Raw genomic sequence first — 17,652 nt, 5'->3', positions numbered from 1 at the left:
GTGTGAGGGGGCGAGCATCCTGGGCTAGACTACGAAACGACGATGAGTTGACGAGAGACCCACATGAACGCTGAAACATTGAAAGAGGCGATCCGCCGGGAACTGCCGGCCCTGCTGCGGGAAGACCCGGACCTGCGGGGCTATATCCAGGACCTGATGCGCGGACAGTTCGCGGACCGGCTGGAGACCCAGGATCGCTTCGAGAAGCTCTTGGGCGAGTTGCGGCGCGACCGTGAGGCCAACGAGCGCAAGTGGGACGCCAACGAGCGCAAGTGGGAGGCCCAGGAGCAGAAATGGGACGCCCAGGAGCAGAAATGGGACGCCCAGGAGCAGAAATGGGACGCCCAGGAGCAGAGATGGGAGGCCCAGGAGCAGAGATGGGAGGCTCAGGAGCGGAAATGGGACGCCCAAGAACAGAAATGGGAAAAACAGCAAACCATCCTGCGCGATTTCATGGACGAACAGAGTCGTCTCTGGAAGGAAAATGCCGCCGAGCGCGAGCGGCGCTGGGCGCAGAACACGCGCCAGTTCGACGAGGTCCACGAGGCCATCATGGCCCAGGCCAAGAAACACGAGCGCGGCATCGGCGCCCTGGGCTCCCGTTGGGGTACCCAATCCGAGGCGACCTTCCGCAATGCCCTGGCCAGCATCCTGGAGCAAAGCTTCGGCGTCACCGTCATGCGGGTGGACGAGTATGACGATGCCGGCACCGTCTTCGGCCGTCCCGATCAGGTGGAACTGGACATCATCATCAAGAACGGACTGCTCCTGATCTGCGAACTCAAGTCGTCCATCGACAAGGCCGGGATGTACATCTTCGAGCGCAAGGCGCGCTACTACGAGCAACGCCACGGCCAGACGGCCAATCGGCTCATTGTGATCTCGCCGATGATCGACCCCCGGGCGCAGCAGGTGGCCGACCAACTCGGCATCGAGACCTTCAGCGACTCACTGGACGTGGCGACGCTTTAGCGCTTTGGCCCGCGTCTTGGCCCGGTCCGCGCACCGCCAAGGCGCAAGCATTGGACTCCGGGGCGCGGGCTCAGTGACCGAACAGGGCCTCGGCCGCCTTGCGCAGGGCGTCCGGGTCAGGGGCGGCGGCCCCCGCCGCGGGCTTGGGATCGGGCTCGAAGAGGTCGCAGAAATTGGACCTGAGCTTCTCCACCACCCGCTCCACCAGGGGCTCCATGCACTCATTGGGGCGCCCCGGGGCAAAGTGCCGACAGTTGCGGCAGCAATGGGTCGGCTTGTCGCAGCCGGGGCAGGGGGACTCGCGCCCCAGGTCCAGCCGGGTCAGCCCGGCGCCGCAATTCCAGCAATGGCCGCGGATCTCCTCGCCCATGGTCGTCTCCGGTGGTTGGTTCGGCGGTGATGATCCCGCATTCGCCCGTGTCGCCGCAAACCCGGGTGCGGCTCAGAGCATCAGGACGTCCAGCAGCAGCCGCTGGTCGTGCTCCGCCCCCGGCAGCAGGCGGCGGACGCGGGCGCTCAGGGTGCGGCGGCGTGCCAGTAGCCGGGACACCACCAGATTCTCCGCCCGCGGCAGATAGCCGAGCTTGCACCCGCGCCAATAGACCGCCACCGCCTGGGGGTCGTGCGGATTGTCCTCTTCCGCCGTCAGGATGAGCACGGCGCCGGGGTGCAGGGCCGACCACAGGGCGGGCGCGGCGTGCGATACTCTCATCGGCAATCGGCGCACCGCGCGCCTGGTCCCGCCGTCGCCGTTCACGCCCGTTGAGCCAAAGTCGGATCGAACCCCATGGCAAAGATCGAAGGATTTCGCGTCAAGAACTTCCGTGCCCTCAAAGACGTTACGATCGGCAAGCTGTCGAACTCGCAGCAGGCCCGGCCACTGACGCCCATGACCGCCGTCATCGGCAAGGATGGTGTCGGCAAGAGCAGTCTGTTCGACGCCTTCGGCTTCCTGGCGGATTGCCTGCGGCAGGGGGTGGAGGAGGCGTGCGATGCGCGGGGGCGGGGCGGATTTGAGCGTATTCGCTCCCAGGGGCAGGCGGGGCCGATAGAATTCGAGGTTCATTACCAGGGGGAGGACGGAGGGGCTATCACCTACCTGCTATTCATCGATCTTGATGCCACCCGCCGGTCCTATGCCTATCAGGAGGCGTTGCTTCAATTGTTTGTCCCTTTCGAGTGGCAGTATTGCTATCTTAATCTCAAGGCGGGAAAAGGCTTTGCGTGGAGTGGCGAGAAGACAGGGGAGCCGTTTGTCTTGGATGCCGGCGTTATCGAGTCTCTTGAACGCGCTTGGTCTTTTGAATTTAATGGCGGGCAGGCGGAGGAAGTGGAACTGGAAGATCCCCGCCGCCTCGGCATCGCCACGTTAGGCGCACTCAAGCAGCACCCCCACATTGCCGACTTCCGCCGCTTCATTGATGGTTGGTACCTGAGCCATTTTGCCCCTGACGCTGCGCGTGCCATGCCGCTCGCTGGACCGCAGAAGCACCTAAACAGCCACGGCGACAATTTGGGCAACGTGGTCCAGTTCATGGAGCGGGAGCACCCGAAGCGCTTCCAGGCCATCCTGGACCGCGTCGCCGGCAAGATTCCGGGGATCGACCGGATCGACTGCATGAAGACCATCGACGATCGGCTGGTCTTGCGCTTCAACGACAAGGGCTTCACCGATCCCTTCTATGCTCAGCAGATGTCCGACGGCACGCTGAAGGTCTTTGCCTATTTGCTCCTGCTGGAAGACCCCAGCCCGCCGCCTTTCATCTGTATCGAGGAGCCGGAGAACGGGCTCTACCACAAACTCCTGGAGACCCTGGCACGCGAGTTTCGCCAGCACGCCACCGGCACCAAGGGCGGCTCCCAGATCTTTGTCACAACCCACCAACCCTATTTCGTCGATGCCCTGGAGCCGGACGAGGTCTGGGTGCTGACGAAGGGCGCGGACGGTTTCGCGACCATTCGCCGTGCCAGTGAGGACCCTATTGTCAGCGCCATGGTCGCCGAGGGCCTCCCACTCGGGGGGCTCTGGTACAGCGATTATCTGGATGCGCGATAGGGTGCCCGGGATGCACTTTGAGATTCTTGTGGAGGACCAATCCGGCAAGCGCATGCTGGATTTCTTGGTCCCGCGAATCATCGCGACGGCGGATAGTTTCACGATCCGGGCCTATAAGGGAGTCGGTCGCATCCCGCCAGGTCTTCGGGGGCAGATCGATGCCTCGAAACGCATACTCCTTGATCGGCTACCCGCGCTCCTGCGTGGCTACGGAAAGGCGTTTAACTTTCCGGCGGCGGTCATCGTCGTCTGCGACCTCGATTCGCGATGCCTGAAGCGGTTTCGTCAGGAACTGCTCGCGGTCCTGGACGCTTGCGATCCGCGCCCGGAGACCCGCTTCTGCAGTGCCGTGGAAGAGGGGGAAGCCTTCCGTGGCAAGTTGCGCGAGTTGTCCGGCGGCTAGATCAACACCGCCACCACCGCCCCCGTCATCAGCGTCGCCAGGGTCCCCGCCAGGATGGACTTCATCCCCAGCCCGACGATCTCGTGGCGCCGTTGCGGGGCCATGGCGCCGAGTCCGCCGATGAGGATGCCGAGGCTGCCGAAGTTGGCGAAGCCGCACAGGGCATAGGTCATGATGAGTGCGCTGCGCGGGCTCAGGGCACCGGGCGGCAGGGCGGCGAGTTGGAGATAGGCGATGAGTTCGTTCAGGACCGTCTTGACCCCCATCAGGGCGCCGGCCGTGGTCGCCTCGGACCAGGGGATGCCGATCAGCCACACCAGGGGGGCCATGACCCAGCCTAAGACACGCTGGGCGGTCAGGGGCGCGCCGGCCAGGTCCGGGAAGAGACTGAGGCCCTGGTTGACGAGCCCGACCAGGGCGACCATGACCACCAGCATGGCGAGGATGTTGAGCCAGAGCGGGATGGCGTCCAGGGTGCCGCGGGTGATGGCGTCCATGGCCCCGGTGGTCTCGGGGGTGAGGGGCGGCGGGTCGCGGTGGTCGTCGGTACGGGTCTCCGGTACCAGCAGGCCGGCGATCAGCAGCGCGGCGGGGGCGCTGATGACCGAGGCGACGAGGATGTGGCCCATGGCGTCGGGGATCGCCGGTCCCAGGATCCCGGCATAGAGGAACATGACGGTGCCGGCGACGGTGGCCATGCCGCAGGTCATGACCCCGAACAGTGCGCTGCGCGAGAGTCCAGCGAGATAGGGCCGGATCAGCAGCGGTGCCTCGGTCATGCCGACGAACACATTGGCGGCGGCCGCGAGCCCGAGCGGTCCGCCGGTGCCGAGCGTGCGGCGCAGCACCCAGGCGAAGCCGCGCACCACCGCCGGCAGGATGCGCCAGTGGAAGAGCAGCGCCGACAGGGCGCTGATGACCAGCAGCAGGGGCAGGGCGCGGAAGGCGAGGACGAAGCCGTGTTCCGGGTGGACCAGATCGAAGGGGGTGGGTCCGCCGCCCAGGTAGCCGAAGACCATGCCGGTGCCTTGCTCGGTGGCCGTCTGGACGGCCGTGACCACGTCATTCAAGGCCAGAAAGAGGTGCTTGGCGGGGGGCAGCTTCAGGAGCGCGGCGGCGAAGATGAACTGCATGGCCAAGGCGCCGATGACGAGCCGCGGTGCGACGGCGCGGCGGTCCTCGCTTAAGGCCCAGGCGAGCGCGGTGATCAGGACCAGGCCGAGCAGGGGTTGCAGCAGGTACATCGCGGGCTCCAGGGGCTTAGTAACGAGTCAAGCACAAATTAAACACAAACACATTCGTTGTCGTTGTCGTTGTCGTTGTAGTTGTCGTAATCGGAAAGAGATGCACTTTGGGGTGCGAGAGAATCCAGGGCGTTACGATAACCTCGATTACGACAACGACAACGAAAATCGCGCTGCAGGCAGTCCCTGATGAAATTGTTTAACTTATCGGTGAACCGTTCCTTAATGATGGACTGCCGACGGAGTCTGGCGAGGGCCCTGGGCGAACAACTGGCCGGCATCCACCGCGTCGAGGCGGTAGGTGCGATTGCAGAACTCGCAGGTGACGGTGACCGCGCCCTGCTCGGTGACCATGGAGCGGACCTCGGCCTCGCCCAAAGTGCGCAGCATGTCCTCGATGCGGCGGCGCGAGCAGCCGCAGCGGAAGGCCAGGGGCTCCGATTCAAAGAGCCGCACGTCGTCCTCGTGGTAGAGCCGGTGCAGCAGGTCCAGGGCGGTCAGCCCCAGGAGTTCACCCGCCTTGACGGTGGCGGCCAGCATGCCGACCCGGTGCCAATCGTCCTCTTGCTCGTCGCCCCGCTCCTCGCCCGGCAGGCGCTGCAACAGGAGTCCGGCCGCGCGCTGGTCATCCGCGGCGAGCCACAGGCGGGTGGGCAGTTGCTCGGAGGCCCCGAAATAGTGCTCCAGGGCCTCACCGATTCCGGCGCCCGTCAGCGGGACTATGCCCTGGTAGGGTTCGCCGCCGCCGCGCTCGATGGTCAGCACCAGACGCCCCTCGCCGCACGACTCGGCAAGGCTTGCGCCCATGGGCACCTCGCCCTCCCAGCGGGCGATGCCGCGCAGGGTGCGGGCACTGGTCGCCTGGGCGACCAGGGTGCGCAGGGGGCCGCGGCCCTGGACCTGGAGGATCAGGGCGCCATTGAACTTGATGGTGGCGCTCAATAACGCGACCGCCGCCAGGGCCTGCCCCAACTGGACGCGCACGGCCGGCGGGTAGGGGTGGGTCTCCAGTACCGCGCGCAGAGTGGCGTCCAGGTGGACCAGATTGCCGCGGATGCTGGAGTGTTCAAAGAGGAAGCGGTGGATGCTGTCGGTGTCGGGCATGGGGGCTCCGGGAGGGGGCTCGATGGGTCTGTGGCCTGTTGTTGTCCGGCGTCATCCGTCCGGTGAGGTGCAGTTCGGTCCGCGCAGCGGACCCTACCCAGGTCAGGTGGCGACCTGGCTGAGGAACTCTGCGACCGCCGGCCCTGGGGCGCGTTGGCCCGCCAGCACGGCCGCCTCGAAGTCGCGTCGCCAGCGCGGCATGAGGGGTCGCGCCTGGCGCCATTCCTCGTAGAGGATCGGTGCCAGGGCGCCGCCCTCCGCGATGAACCCGGACGCCAGAAAGTCGCGGTCGGCGCGCGCGCGGTCGTAGGTGAAACGCACGATCTCGCGTTGCCAGTGCCCGCCGCGCCATTCCAATTGGGCGAAGCTCCCGCGCACGTCTCCGTCGAAGGGCGAGCCGACCGACCCGACATTGAGGATGGGGACGCCGTCCAGCACCCGTTCCAGGGGTCGATGGGTGTGTGCGGTGACGAAGAGCGCGATATCCGGCGGGAGCTTGCCGCGCAGGGCTGCGTCCGGGACCGCGGGGCCGATCCCGTCGCGGTTGCCCGCCATGGTGCCGTGGGTGACATGGACCCAGCTCTGCGCGGCCGCGGGCTCGGCGCTTGCGGCATGGAAACACAGGTGGTCCGGCCACCCGGTCAGGGCGGCGATGCGCGGTCGCAACTGGGCATAGGTCCAGTCGGCAAAGCGCCGCAGTTCCGCCTCCAGGGGCGTGGCGGGGGCCTCGGCGGCGCACTTGAGTATATAGGTCTCGTGGTTGCCCTGTACCGGCAGCCAGCCCCGGGTGCGGCGCAACTGGTCGAACAGTTCGAGACACTCCAGGCTCTTGGGTCCGCGATTGACCAGGTCCCCGGCCATGACCACCAGGTCCGGGCCCCACTTGAGGATGCGCTCCACCGCCTCCTGCATGGCCGGCAGGTTGGCCTGCACGTCCGAAAAGATCACGACTCTCATCCGTTCTCACCCTTGCTCATGGCTTTGGTGCACCATACCGCGACCCGCGCGCATTGTCTTGCCGCAGTGCCGGCCTTTACACTGCGCGCACCGGCCGGCTAGTGCGGCGCCGGGGCGGAAAACCGAAGGGGCAGATATGACGAACGACGAAGATGCCGGCGAGCCGGACTGGGAGACCCCGCTCTCCCTGAGCACGACACCGGCCCTCTTGATCCACGCCCTGATGGGTTCGGCGAGCGCCGTGCATACGGGCTGGGCGAGTTGTGTGGACGAGACCCTGGCCTTGTCCAACGTCCTGGCGATGGACGACAGCGCCGGAAACTATGTGCGTCTGGTGGAGCAGGAGTTCGTGGAGGACGGCAAGCCCGACCAGGTCTGGCATGACTGGACGCTCGAGGTGCGCATCGGCTCAGTGCTCACCACCGGCCACTGGCAGCTCGAGGCCGGCGCCCATCCGTCGGATTGGGATTGGAACGCCCGCGAGGCGCGACGCGCCTTCGAGCGCGCCTGCGTCCTGATCGGGCGGCGGGTGCGCGAGACCCTGGCGGTCGAGGAACCGGAACGGGCGGACCCGATCCCGCGCGCCAGTCGGCACTGAAGCGTCGTGCAATGACCTGATCATCGCGGCTTGCGCCCGTGGCCCGGGTCGGTCACAGTGGGTGAGTAGCCGGCCCGGGTCTGGGCCTTGCGGCGACTGCCTGTTCCCTCCTTTCGATCACTCACCCCCCGGAGTTCCCAATGAAGATCACGGTCAATTTTGATCTCACGCCCGCGGAGATGCGGCATTTGTTCGGCCTCCCGGACGTGGAGGAGTTCCAGCGGCAACTGATGAACGACATCCGTGAGCGGATGATGTCCGGGGTCGAGGGTTACGACCCGATGAAGCTCTTCCAGCCCTATGTCTCGGGCACCATGGCGTCCTGGGACATGTTCCAGAAGTTCATGACCGGGACCACGTCGCTGCCGAAAACATCTGGTGACGCCGCGGCCGGTGAGGCAAAGAAATAGCGGGTCTTGGCGGTTGCGCGCTCGACCGGCTGAAGCCTCGACCTCCGGTCCGGGGACCGGCAGCGATCGGTGGTTGAGGCATAAGGCCGGTGCGGTGCCTGCCGTCATCCAGGGCGCTGCTGCGCAGCAGATTGGCGTTCGTCCAGGCACAGCGCCGCGTCGAGCACCGCGCCGTCGAGCCGCGCCCGGCCGTCCTCCCCCAGCCGTAGCCGCCCCTGCGCGAACCAGCCCACCGCTATGGGATAGATCCGATGCTCGGCGGCGAGTACCCGTGCGCCCAGGCGCGGCGGGTCATCGTCGGGCTGCACCGGCACCCGCGCCTGCAGGACTACCGGACCGCCGTCCAGTTCGGCGGTGACGAAATGCACGCTGGCCCCATGCTCGGCCGCGCCCGCCTCCAGGGCGCGGCGGTGGGTGTGCAGGCCGCGGAACCGGGGCAGCAGGGAGGGGTGGATGTTGAGCAGCCGGCCGGCAAACCGGGTCACGAACGCGGGGGTGAGGATGCGCATGAACCCGGCCAGCACCACCAGGCCGGGGGTGTAGCCGTCGATGCACGCGGCCAGGGCCTGGTCATAGGCCGGGCGGTCCGGATAGGCGCGATGGTCCAGCACCGCGGTCGGGATGCCCGCGTCCCGCGCCCGCACAAGGCCGCCGGCCTGCGCCTCATTGCTGATCACGGCGACGACGCGATAGGGCCACCGCGGCTGGGCCGCGAGCAGTGCGCCTAAGTTGCTGCCGGCCCCCGAGATCAGCACCACCACCGGCATCCCTGGTGCCGGCGCGACCTCCTCAGTCATGGTCCGGGGTGTCGGCGTAGACCACCCGCGGCGCCCCCGGGGCCGACTCGATCGCGCCCAGTACCCACGCCTCCTCACCGGCCGAGCGCAGCATGGTCAGCGCGGTGTCGACGTCTTCGCGCGCGACACAGACCACCATCCCGAGGCCGCAGTTGAAGGTACGGCGCATCTCCGACTCGGCGATGCCGCCCTGGGTCTTGAGCCAGTCGAAGACTGCCGGGCGGCGGAAGCTGCCCAGATCCACCCGCGCCTGGGTGCCCTGGGGCAGGACCCGCGGCAGGTTCTCGGTGATGCCGCCGCCGGTAATGTGGGCCAGGGCGTGGACGCGGAGCGTCCGGGTCAGGGGCAGTACCGAGCGCACATAGATGCGGGTCGGGGCGAGCAGGCGCTCCCCGAGCGTCGCCCCGTCCAGGTCCGCGGCCAGGTCCGCCTCGGACACCTCGATGACCTTGCGGATCAGCGAATAGCCATTGGAGTGGGGGCCGGAGGCGGCGAGTCCGAGCAACTGGTCGCCGGGGCGGACCCGCTCGGGGAGGATCAGGTCGGCGCGCTCGGCGATGCCGACGCAGAAGCCCGCGAGATCATAGTCCCCGGCGCCGTACATCCCGGGCATCTCGGCGGTCTCGCCGCCCGTCAGGGCGCAGCCCGCCAGCTCGCAGCCGCGGGCGATGCCCGTGATCACGGCCGTGGCGACCTCGAGATCCAGCCGGCCAGTGGCGTAATAATCAAGAAAGAACAAGGGCTCGGCACCGCTCACCAGGATGTCGTTGGCGCACATGGCGACCAGATCGATCCCGATGGTGTCGTGACGCCCGAGTGCGATCGCGAGCCGCAGCTTGGTGCCCACCCCGTCGGTCCCCGAGACCAGGACCGGCTCCCGATAGTGCGCCAGCGGCAGCGCGAAGAGCGCCCCGAAGCCCCCCAGGCCGGTCACCACCCCGGGGCGGTTGGTGGCGGCGGCCAGTGGCTTGATACGTTCCACCAGGGCGGCGCCGGCGTCGATGTCGACGCCGGCGTCGCGGTAGCTGAGTGATCGGGACTGCTGCTCGGTTTCCTGGGACACGCGGGGGCTCCGGTGGGGTACGTGCGCTGATTCTACCCGCAAGCTTGGTCCGGCACCCCGGTTCATCCGAAGTTCATCCATGTCCCTTGGACAGCGGCGCCGCATCCGGCTAGCATGTTGCGGCCGGGCCGGTCTGCGGCGCCATCGGTCTACCCATGTGAGGCTCAGAGACCTTCCCAACGTCATCAGTGCACTACGCCTGGTCGCCGTGATCCCGGTGGTGTGGCTGCTGTTGTCCCAACAATTCGGCTGGGCGCTGGTGCTCTTTGCCGTCGCCGGGGTCTCCGACGGGGTCGACGGCTTCCTGGCCAAGAATTACGGCTGGCAAAGTCGTCTCGGCGGCATCCTTGACCCCGTGGCCGACAAGACCCTGCTGGTGAGCTGTTTCCTGGTGCTGGGCTCTATGGGTCTGATCCCGGTGTGGCTGGTGCTGGCGGTCATCTTTCGGGACCTGGTGATCGTCGCCGGGGCGCTGCTCTACAACTACCGGGTCGAGGAACTGGAGGCCGCTCCCACCCTGACCAGCAAGATCAACACCCTCTTCCAACTCGTGCTCGTGGTCGCCGCCATCACGGACGCCGGACCCATGCCGCTGCCGGGCTGGGTGATCACGAGCCTGACCTGGGCCTGTCTGGTCACCATCCTGGTGAGCGGTGTGCAGTACGTATTGGTCTGGTCGGCCAAGGCCCGCACGCACGGTTGGCGTGATGAGTAGCGACGCCCCGGTGCGGACCCCGATACCACGCAAGCGATCGACGAGGTAGAGAGGGCGTTTCTCTAACCAGCCAGGGGTCCGGGGCTGGCGCGAAGTGCGCTGCCCGCTACCGGCAGCCCGCGTCGTCGCGCATGATGCGGCGCACCAGCGGAATGGTGGGCGGGCGCTGTTCGCGCAGGGACAGGCTGTCGATGCGCGCGACCAGGTCCAAGAGCGCGCAGGGGTTGCGCGGATGGTGGGTCAGGATGTAGCGCGTCACCTCCGGGGGCAGGGGTATCCCGCGGCGGCGGGCGGACTCGTTGAGCAGGGTCTCGCTATCGGGCTCGGTCAGTGGGAGCAGCCGATAGCGGGGTCCCCAGTGCAGGCGTGAGCGCAGGTCCGCCAAGCCGAGTGCCAGATCGTCCGGGGGCTGGGCGGCGGCGGCGACCAGGGCACGCCCACGCTCGCGCAGCCGGTTGAAGAGGTCGAAGACGGCCCGCTCCCAGGCCGGCTGTCCGGCAATGCGGTGTACATCGTCCAGGGCCACCAGGTCCAGTCGCTCCAGGGCCTCCAGTATGTCCGGCGCGATCCCCGGGCGCCCAAGCGGGATATAGTGGGCCTGACGGCCCGCGCGGGCGGCGGCCAGACAGGCGGCCTGCAACAGATGGGTCTTGCCCGTCTCCGGGGGGCCGAACAGGAAGATGAAGGGCTCACCCTGTCCGCTCGCGGTGCCCCGCACGGCCGCGACCGCCTCCGCATTCGGTCCCGGCAGGTATTCGGCCAGGGTCGGCTCGCGGACCAGCTCGATCGGCAGGTGCAGTTGCAGGGCAGGGGTGGGCACGGGGCCGCGGCCACTGCCGGTCAGTCAGGCGGGCAGGCGAGTGCCAGCGCGGTCCGGGCGAGCCGTCGACCGAGCGCCTGGCAGAGTCGCCGTTCCTCATCGGTCAGGGACAGGTTATTCTCGGGTCCGGCGAAGTGGGTGGGGCCATAGGGAGTGCCGCCCCCCCGGGTGTGCAGCAGGTCGCCCTCGCTGTAGGGCAGGCCCAGGACCACCATGCCGTGATGCAGCAGGGGTACCATCATGGTCAGCAGGGTCGCCTCCTGGCCCCCGTGGAGGCTGGAGGTAGACGTGAAGACCCCGGCCGGTTTGCCGGCCAGGGCGCCGTTGAGCCACAGGGGGCTGGTGCCGTCGAGGAAATATTTGAGCGCGGCGGCCATGTTGCCGAAGCGGGTGGGGCTCCCCAGGGCGAGCCCGGCGCAGTGGCGCAGGTCCTCGTGGGTGACATAGGGGGCGCCGGTGGGTGGGACCGCCGGTGCCACGGCCTCACAGACGGCGGAGACGGTCGGTACGGTACGCAGGCGGGCCTCGATTCCCTGGACGGACTCGATCCCGCGGGCGATCTGCCGGGCCAATTCGGCGGTCGCCCCGTGGCGGCTGTAGTAGAGGACGAGGATGTAGCTCAACGAGAACCTCACAGGGTGTCCGCGGTCGCGCCCGGCGGCTGACGCGGGGCCAGCCGCCCAAGGCCCCGCGGGGTTATTGATCGTGCCGACTCAAGTGTAACCCAAGACGCGCGCAGGTCAGCAAATAAACAAAATATCAATATGTTGTAGTCTGTTGCCGGTGTCACTCAACCTTTTTCAACGGAGCCTTCGCCCATGATCCAAGACCTTTCCTGCCCGGCGCGACCCGTCGCGGCACCAAGGCGCCCCGGTCAGACCCGGCACATCGGCTGGAGCGGGGTGGGGCGCCATGGCTGATGCGATGACCGATGATCTTGGGGCGCAGGTCGGCGACGAGCCGCCGATCTGCCGCCGATGTCTGGTCGAGGGACGGGTCCAGGGGGTCTATTTCCGCGGCGCGGCGCGCGAGCAGGCGCTGCGGTTCGGGGTCACCGGCTATGCCCGCAATCTGCCCGACGGCCGGGTCGAGGTGCTGGCGTGCGGGTCCGCCGCCGCGGTTGCGCAACTGCGCGACTGGCTGCGCGCGGGCCCGCCCATGGCGCGGGTCAGCGCCGTCACCTGCGAACCGCGGGAGTATCGCCCCTGGTCCGGGTTCTCAGTCGACTGAGGCGCGTCCCGGGTCAATAGCCGGTCGCGTCGAGGGCCAGGGGTTCCGGGTACGCGGCCAGGCGGACCACCCGGGTGTCGAGGCGTCCGTCCGGGTGCAGGTGCAGCTCGCGGTAGCCCGGGGTGCGTGCGTCCAGGGCGAAATCCGGGCTCGCGGGCAGGAACTGAAAGCAGGTTGAAGGGGTGCCGAGGATCTGATAATGCCCGCGGCTCACACTGAACTCCTGGTGGATGTGACCGCAGATCACCGCCTTGAGGTGCGGGTGACGGTCGCACACCGCCAGCAGTTGGGCACCGTTGGTGACCCCCATGGTGTCCATCCAGGCGCTCCCGATCGGCAGCGGGTGCTGGTGGAGAAAAACCAGGCAGGGGCCGGGGTCGCGCTGCAGCAGAGTGTCCATGTGGTGTACCTGGCGGCGGGTGAGGCGGCCCCCGTCTTCACCAGGCAGGGTCGAATCCAGGAAGATCAGGTTCCAGCCGTCGATGCGATTGTCCGCGATCGGCCCCATGGCCGCCGCCCCCAGCCACTCCTCCATCAGGTCCCGGCGGTCGTGGTTGCCGGGGATGCAAAAGCAGGGGATACCGGTGTCCTCCAGCACCCGGGCCAGGTAGGCATACCCCTCGGCGGTCTCGTCCTGGACCAGGTCACCGGTCATCACCAGGCCGTCCGCGGGCGTCCCACCGTCCAGGGCCAGCGCCAGGACGGCCTGGAAGCTGCGGCGCGTGTTCAGCCCCAGCAGGCGGCCCTCGGGGTGGGCGAACAGGTGCGAGTCGCTGATCTGGATCAGTCGCAGCGCTCGTGGGTGCGAGGCTGGGGCCCCGTCAGTCTTGGGTCGGGGGGGTGCATGGTGCGTCCGCGGGATCGATGGCGCTGTGTTTTCCATTATTTTATCGGCTAGTTGCGTTTCGGATCGCCTGTCACAGAGCCTTTTAGCAAGATGGCGGATCGGCTGCACGGAAATCGATCACAGTTCCGGCGTTCGGATCCCCGCTGTGCTCCGCGTGTGCCCCCCGAACCCTGCCGCAGGTGGGTCGCTGCCCCGCGGGTCAGTTGCCAGGATACACAAAGTGCTTCAATGTGGGCGAGGCCGCATGATGGCCGACGATCGGGGTCATCGGAACAAACCAGTTGGGAAATCCGCCGCCCGTCACTATGTCTGCCCGCGCAGGCGCAGCAACCCCCATCCAACCGAGGAAACCGTTATGGAACTCAAGGGCAGCAAGACCGAGACCCATCTCAAAGAGGCCTTCGCGGGCGAGTCCCAGGCCAACCGCCGTTACCTCTATTTTGCCGCCAAGGCCGACGTGGAGGGTTATAACGATGTGGCGGCCGTGTTCCGCTCCACCGCCGAGGGTGAAACCGGCCATGCCCACGGCCACCTGGAGTATCTGGAGATCGTCGGCGATCCGGCGACCGGCCTGCCGATCGGCCCCACCGCCGCCAACCTCAAGGCGGCCATCGTCGGCGAAACCCACGAATATACCGATATGTACCCCGGCATGGCCAAGTCCGCCCGCGCCGAGGGCTTCGACGAGATCGCCGACTGGTTCGAGACCCTGGCCAAGGCCGAGCGCTCCCACGCCAACCGCTTCCAGAAGGCGCTCGATCATCTCGAGAGCTGAGCGGCGGGCGGCAAGGTTCTGTAAATCGAAGGGGGCGCTTGGCGCCCCTTTTTTTCTCGGCAGCACAAGATCGGGAGCACGAAGCGTCGTCGGTCCGCGTTTTTCGTTCGGTGCCTGCATCGACGGTCGGGGGCCAGTTGCCATGTTGACTGGAACTATGGCATTTTCACCTGATGCGCGCCAAACTGCTTTTTGAGGAGGCGGATTTTCTCAGCGACGTTGCGAGACTGCGGAGCCAACCATGACCACACTCAATCTGCATGTGAGCGACGAGGCCGATATGGCCCAACGCTTCGTCTCCGCGTGGAAACGGGCGGAACAGGGAGCGTCAGTCGGCCTTGATCATAAATCCGCCCAAGACCAAGCACTGAACTCGGTCATCGGTGTCGGGGAGGTTGGCAGGACCTCCGAATTTTCATACCCTTGGAAGTGCAAACTAACCCGGGGTAGTCAACAATGTCCGAAGGTCCTGCCGCCACTGACTTTAGCCCAGATGCCAGGCATTCGCCACCCGGCCGTGCCTGGCCGGCGCGCGGCGGTGCACGGTGAAGCACTGCACCCGCTTGGAGCGGGCGGAGCAATGCGGGCGCGCCGCTGGCCAGTTGGCGCAGGGACACCCGCTGCGGCAGGTGGCGGCGGAGTTGGGGGTGGCGCGCAGCACGTTGCGCGGCTGGCGCGCGGCGGCGCCGTTGGCGGGGTTGCCGGTGGAGGTGGCGGCGTGCCTGGCGACCCCGGCGGGGGCGCAGTGGCTGCACCAACTGGTCGTGGTGATGCATCTGATCATCACCCTGCGGGCCGGCGCCGGGGTGCGGATGGTGTGTGAGTTCCTGGAGCTGAGCGGCTTGTCGGCGCTCGTCGGGGCCTCCTATGGCAGCCAGTATGCGCTGACGGTGCAGGTGCAGGAGGCCGTGGCCAAACAGGCGCAGGAACAGCGGGTCGCCCTCGCTGTCGGCATGCCGCCGCAGGAGTTGACGGTCGCTGAGGATGAAACCTTTCACCCCGACGTCTGCCTGGTCGCCATTGAGCCGGTGTCGAATTTCATTCTGCTGGAACAGTACGCGCCCGATCGCACGGCGGCGACCTGGACGCAGGCCCTGGAGACGGCGCTGGCGGGGATGCCGGTGACCGTCATCCAAGGCACCAGTGATGAAGCCAAGGCGTTACGGCACCACCACGAGCAAGACCTCGGCGCCCAGCATTCCCCGGACCTGTTCCATGCTCAGTATGAGGTGTCCAAGGGGACCAGTCTGCACCTGGACCGCCAGGTCAGACAGGCCAGCGCCGCCGTCGCGGCGGCCCAGGCGCCGCTGGACGCGGCGCAGGCCGCGCAACGGGCGTATGACGCGCAAGTCCCTCATCCGCGCGGCCGACCACCGGCCTTCGCGGCCCGCAGCGACGCGGCCTTAACTGAACTGGTCGCGGCCGAAGCCGAGCAGACCCAGGCCCTGACACGCCAAACGCAAGCCCGTGAGCAGATCCGTGAACTGGGCCTGCTGTATCACCCGTACGACCTCGTGAGCGGACAGGTGCAATCCGTGGCGCAGGTCGCCGCCCGCTTCGCCGACGTCTGGGCACGCCTTGCACACCTCGCCGACGCGGCCGACTTGCCCGCACGCGCCCGCGCACACCTCGCCAAGGCGCAGCGCCTGACCGTGCCGTGGTTGGCCACCCTGGCGTTCTTCTGGGCGCGCGTCCAGACCCGGGTCGACGCCCTGGACCTGGCGCCCGACGTGGAGCAGGCGGTTCTGACCCAGTTGATTCCGGCCCTCTACCTGGCGCGGGTGGCGGGGCGCAGCAGCCACGCCGACACCCGCCATCGACTCACGGCGCTGAGCGCACAGTTGCTCGAACCCTTGCGCCAGCCGACGCATCCGCTGCAGGCCCTGGCGCCCACGCGCCGCGCACAGATCGAGGCGGTCGCCGGCGGTTGCGCCGATCTGTTCCAGCGCAGTAGCTCTTGTGTGGAAGGGCGCAACGGCCACCTGTCGCTTTATCATCACGGCAGTCACCGCCTCAGTGACCGCAAGCTGGCGGCCCTGACGGCCATGCACAACTATTATGTCCGCCGCCCCGATGGCACCACCGCCGCCGAACGCTTCTTCGGGCGGGCTCACCCGGCGCTGTTTGACCACGTGCTGGCGCACGTCGGTCTGCCGCCGCCAGCGCGGCGGCGGCGACCGCGACCGGTCACGCGCCCGGCGCTGACGCTGGTGGCGGCGTGACGGGGGTGGGCGGAGTTATGATCAAGGCCGGATTGGACCATCAAACCCAATTCGCGCTTGTTCGTGCAGGTTAATCACTCGGCGATATTGGAAGAATTTATACGTGTAGTCATCAGCCCGCTTGAGGCTTCATCAAGCGTGAGTAATCTTCCAATTGGAGTCTGAAGATTGCGGGGCAAATCCCTCACGGGCGGCAAAGGTGGCTCGGTCGCTACACGGCCGGCCCGCCGCTGCGGCTGGAATGCCAGATTGATACGACCTCCAGTTTATTGCCCCGCACGCGGTAGTAGACCCAATAGCGAATACGATCGAGGTGAAACCGCCGCACGCCAGGTGAGCTTGCTTCCCTGACTTCTTCTCCCATGCCGGGCTGCTCGACCAGCAGTGCCAGTGCGGCCTGTAAATCCAGTCGCACTGCCCCCGGTGCTGCCCGGCGGTGTAGCGCCCACCATGCGGCTACGCGGTCGATCTCGTTGGTCGCCCGCCGCGTGACCCGAAGTTCGAGGGCCACGCTTATCCGTGACGGCGCAATTGCGCGAAGAACTCTGCGCCCGAGATCGTCTCGTCACGATCGGCCTCCGCGAGGCCAGCCTCCAACTCGGCCAACTCGTTAGTCGATAGCTTTGGCGCTGCAGGGGCATTTCGAGTAAGAACGTAGACGCCCGTGCCGTCGTCAAGACCCGGTTGGTCGAGCACGACCTTGCCGGACACGACAGTACCAGTTGCAACGTGCATAAAATGACGACCTCTTGGCGGTTTGGGAGCAAGTCCGGACGCTCCAGCGTCAGAATGAGATAACATCCGGTTTCATTTCTTGACAGGGATGTCAAGAAATGAAACTAGAAGCCCTCGGTCGAGGTAAAGAGCCCCACCCGCAGGTCCTTGGCGGTATAGATGGTCCGGCCGTCGACCTGGACCATGCCGTCGCCGATGCCCAGCACCAGCTTGCGGCTGATGACCCGCTTCATGTCGATGTGATAAGTGACCTTCGACGCGGTGGGCAGCACCTGGCCGGTGAATTTGACCTCGCCGACCCCCAGGGCCCGCCCGTGGCCGGGGTTGCCGACCCACGCGAGGTAGAAGCCGACCAATTGCCAGAGGGCGTCGAGACCCAGGCAGCCGGGCATGACCGGGTCGCCGGGGAAGTGGCACTGGAAGAACCACAGGTCCGGGTGGATATCGAGTTCGGCCAGGATCTCGCCCTTCAGGTTGGCGCCGCCGTGATTCGCGATCCGGATCACCCGATCCATCATCAGCATATTGGGAATCGGCAATTGGGCATTGCCCGGGCCGAACATGGCGCCGTGCCCGCAGGCCAGGAGTTGATCGCGGTCGAAGGAGGCTTCTTTCATGGGGCTCAGGGGGTCGTGTCCGGTTGCATAAAGTTCAGGTCGCGTCGCCGGTGCGGCCGGCGTTTCAGGCTGAGGCATTGCGCGTGT

General features: G+C 67.1%; 22 protein-coding genes. 9 read left to right on the top strand and 13 right to left on the bottom strand.

Annotated elements, in window-relative coordinates:
• The first annotated feature begins 63 nt into the window (after positions 1–63).
• Positions 64–972, top strand: coding sequence for a PD-(D/E)XK nuclease family protein (locus THSYN_RS26030; protein WP_100921689.1), 909 nt, complete (start codon positions 64–66; stop codon positions 970–972).
• 70 nt (positions 973–1,042) lie between these two features.
• Here THSYN_RS26030 and THSYN_RS26025 read toward each other — a convergent pair whose 3' ends face one another.
• Positions 1,043–1,342 (bottom strand): hypothetical protein, encoded by a 300-nt coding sequence (locus THSYN_RS26025; protein ID WP_100921688.1) that lies wholly within the window; start codon positions 1,340–1,342, stop codon positions 1,043–1,045.
• 72 nt (positions 1,343–1,414) lie between these two features.
• Complete coding sequence (locus THSYN_RS26020; RefSeq protein ID WP_100921687.1) at positions 1,415–1,684, bottom strand: HIRAN domain-containing protein; 270 nt, start codon at positions 1,682–1,684, stop codon at positions 1,415–1,417.
• A 75-nt stretch (positions 1,685–1,759) separates the two neighbouring features.
• Here THSYN_RS26020 and THSYN_RS26015 point away from each other — a divergent pair, with 75 nt between their 5' ends.
• Both THSYN_RS26015 and THSYN_RS26010 read left to right on the top strand, forming a co-directional pair.
• Positions 1,760–3,028, top strand: coding sequence for an AAA family ATPase (locus THSYN_RS26015; RefSeq protein ID WP_100921686.1), 1,269 nt, complete (start codon positions 1,760–1,762; stop codon positions 3,026–3,028).
• A 10-nt stretch (positions 3,029–3,038) separates the two neighbouring features.
• Entirely contained in the window at positions 3,039–3,431 is a 393-nt protein-coding gene (locus THSYN_RS26010) for a hypothetical protein (RefSeq protein ID WP_157817938.1), read from the top strand.
• Here THSYN_RS26010 and THSYN_RS26005 read toward each other — a convergent pair.
• The 3 genes from THSYN_RS26005 to THSYN_RS25995 all read right to left on the bottom strand — a co-directional run bounded on the left by THSYN_RS26005 (position 3,428) and on the right by THSYN_RS25995 (position 6,736).
• Positions 3,428–4,675 carry a NupC/NupG family nucleoside CNT transporter gene (locus THSYN_RS26005; protein ID WP_100921684.1) on the bottom strand — a complete coding sequence of 416 codons (1,248 nt, stop codon included), beginning with the start codon at positions 4,673–4,675 and terminating at the stop codon, positions 3,428–3,430. The two genes, THSYN_RS26010 and THSYN_RS26005, sit on opposite strands and share 4 nt — an antisense overlap.
• Positions 4,676–4,897: 222 nt before the next feature.
• Positions 4,898–5,779, bottom strand: a complete 882-nt coding sequence (hslO, locus tag THSYN_RS26000; RefSeq protein WP_100921683.1) for an Hsp33 family molecular chaperone HslO — start codon at positions 5,777–5,779, stop codon at positions 4,898–4,900.
• A 102-nt stretch (positions 5,780–5,881) separates the two neighbouring features.
• Positions 5,882–6,736 carry a metallophosphoesterase family protein gene (locus THSYN_RS25995; RefSeq protein ID WP_100921682.1) on the bottom strand — a complete coding sequence of 285 codons (855 nt, stop codon included), beginning with the start codon at positions 6,734–6,736 and terminating at the stop codon, positions 5,882–5,884.
• Positions 6,737–6,872: 136 nt separating this feature from the next.
• On the opposite strand from THSYN_RS25995, the gene THSYN_RS25990 reads away from it, so the two are divergent.
• Both THSYN_RS25990 and THSYN_RS25985 read left to right on the top strand, forming a co-directional pair.
• Positions 6,873–7,334, top strand: coding sequence for a hypothetical protein (locus THSYN_RS25990; protein ID WP_100921681.1), 462 nt, complete (start codon positions 6,873–6,875; stop codon positions 7,332–7,334).
• A 140-nt stretch (positions 7,335–7,474) separates the two neighbouring features.
• Positions 7,475–7,744, top strand: a complete 270-nt coding sequence (locus THSYN_RS25985; protein ID WP_100921680.1) for a DUF6489 family protein — start codon at positions 7,475–7,477, stop codon at positions 7,742–7,744.
• 104 nt (positions 7,745–7,848) lie between these two features.
• Here THSYN_RS25985 and purN read toward each other — a convergent pair whose 3' ends face one another.
• Both purN and purM read right to left on the bottom strand, forming a co-directional pair.
• Positions 7,849–8,541 (bottom strand): phosphoribosylglycinamide formyltransferase, encoded by a 693-nt coding sequence (gene purN, locus THSYN_RS25980; RefSeq protein WP_100921679.1) that lies wholly within the window; start codon positions 8,539–8,541, stop codon positions 7,849–7,851.
• Entirely contained in the window at positions 8,534–9,604 is a 1,071-nt protein-coding gene (gene purM / locus THSYN_RS25975; RefSeq protein ID WP_100921678.1) for a phosphoribosylformylglycinamidine cyclo-ligase, read from the bottom strand. Before purM ends, purN begins: the two co-directional genes overlap by 8 nt.
• A 157-nt stretch (positions 9,605–9,761) precedes the next feature.
• Here purM and THSYN_RS25970 point away from each other — a divergent pair, with 157 nt between their 5' ends.
• Entirely contained in the window at positions 9,762–10,319 is a 558-nt protein-coding gene (locus THSYN_RS25970) for a CDP-alcohol phosphatidyltransferase family protein (RefSeq protein WP_100921677.1), read from the top strand.
• 106 nt (positions 10,320–10,425) lie between these two features.
• On the opposite strand, the gene hda is transcribed toward THSYN_RS25970, so the two are convergent.
• Together hda and wrbA are read right to left on the bottom strand one after the other, a co-directional pair.
• Positions 10,426–11,139, bottom strand: coding sequence for a DnaA regulatory inactivator Hda (gene hda / locus THSYN_RS25965; protein WP_100921676.1), 714 nt, complete (start codon positions 11,137–11,139; stop codon positions 10,426–10,428).
• A gap of 20 nt (positions 11,140–11,159) precedes the next feature.
• A complete protein-coding gene (wrbA, locus tag THSYN_RS25960; RefSeq protein ID WP_100921675.1) occupies positions 11,160–11,762 on the bottom strand; it encodes an NAD(P)H:quinone oxidoreductase in 603 nt (200 codons plus the stop codon).
• A 301-nt stretch (positions 11,763–12,063) separates the two neighbouring features.
• On the opposite strand from wrbA, the gene THSYN_RS25955 reads away from it, so the two are divergent.
• Complete coding sequence (locus THSYN_RS25955) at positions 12,064–12,369, top strand: acylphosphatase (RefSeq protein WP_100922612.1); 306 nt, start codon at positions 12,064–12,066, stop codon at positions 12,367–12,369.
• 13 nt (positions 12,370–12,382) lie between these two features.
• On the opposite strand, the gene cpdA is transcribed toward THSYN_RS25955, so the two are convergent.
• Positions 12,383–13,252, bottom strand: coding sequence for a 3',5'-cyclic-AMP phosphodiesterase (gene cpdA / locus THSYN_RS25950; protein WP_100921674.1), 870 nt, complete (start codon positions 13,250–13,252; stop codon positions 12,383–12,385).
• 319 nt (positions 13,253–13,571) lie between these two features.
• Between cpdA and THSYN_RS25945 the strand changes: the two genes are divergently transcribed.
• Positions 13,572–13,991 carry a rubrerythrin family protein gene (locus THSYN_RS25945; protein ID WP_100921673.1) on the top strand — a complete coding sequence of 140 codons (420 nt, stop codon included), beginning with the start codon at positions 13,572–13,574 and terminating at the stop codon, positions 13,989–13,991.
• Positions 13,992–14,536: 545 nt separating this feature from the next.
• Positions 14,537–16,213, top strand: coding sequence for a DUF6399 domain-containing protein (locus THSYN_RS25940; protein ID WP_100917541.1), 1,677 nt, complete (start codon positions 14,537–14,539; stop codon positions 16,211–16,213).
• A 211-nt stretch (positions 16,214–16,424) separates the two neighbouring features.
• Here the strand turns inward: THSYN_RS25940 and THSYN_RS25935 are convergent, their stop codons facing one another.
• The 3 genes from THSYN_RS25935 to fabA all read right to left on the bottom strand — a co-directional run bounded on the left by THSYN_RS25935 (position 16,425) and on the right by fabA (position 17,565).
• Positions 16,425–16,724: a type II toxin-antitoxin system RelE/ParE family toxin gene (locus tag THSYN_RS25935; RefSeq protein ID WP_100921672.1), complete on the bottom strand. Its 300-nt coding sequence runs from the start codon at positions 16,722–16,724 to the stop codon at positions 16,425–16,427.
• 2 nt (positions 16,725–16,726) lie between these two features.
• Positions 16,727–16,948, bottom strand: coding sequence for a hypothetical protein (locus THSYN_RS25930; protein WP_100921671.1), 222 nt, complete (start codon positions 16,946–16,948; stop codon positions 16,727–16,729).
• A 104-nt stretch (positions 16,949–17,052) separates the two neighbouring features.
• Complete coding sequence (gene fabA, locus THSYN_RS25925) at positions 17,053–17,565, bottom strand: 3-hydroxyacyl-[acyl-carrier-protein] dehydratase FabA (protein WP_100921670.1); 513 nt, start codon at positions 17,563–17,565, stop codon at positions 17,053–17,055.
• Positions 17,566–17,652 lie beyond the last annotated feature (87 nt).

The sequence above is a fragment of the Candidatus Thiodictyon syntrophicum genome, from assembly GCF_002813775.1.
Taxonomy (GTDB): domain Bacteria; phylum Pseudomonadota; class Gammaproteobacteria; order Chromatiales; family Chromatiaceae; genus Thiodictyon; species Thiodictyon syntrophicum.
The sequence above is the reverse complement of the archived record's forward strand: the minus strand, read 5'-3'. Positions and strand labels throughout refer to the sequence as shown.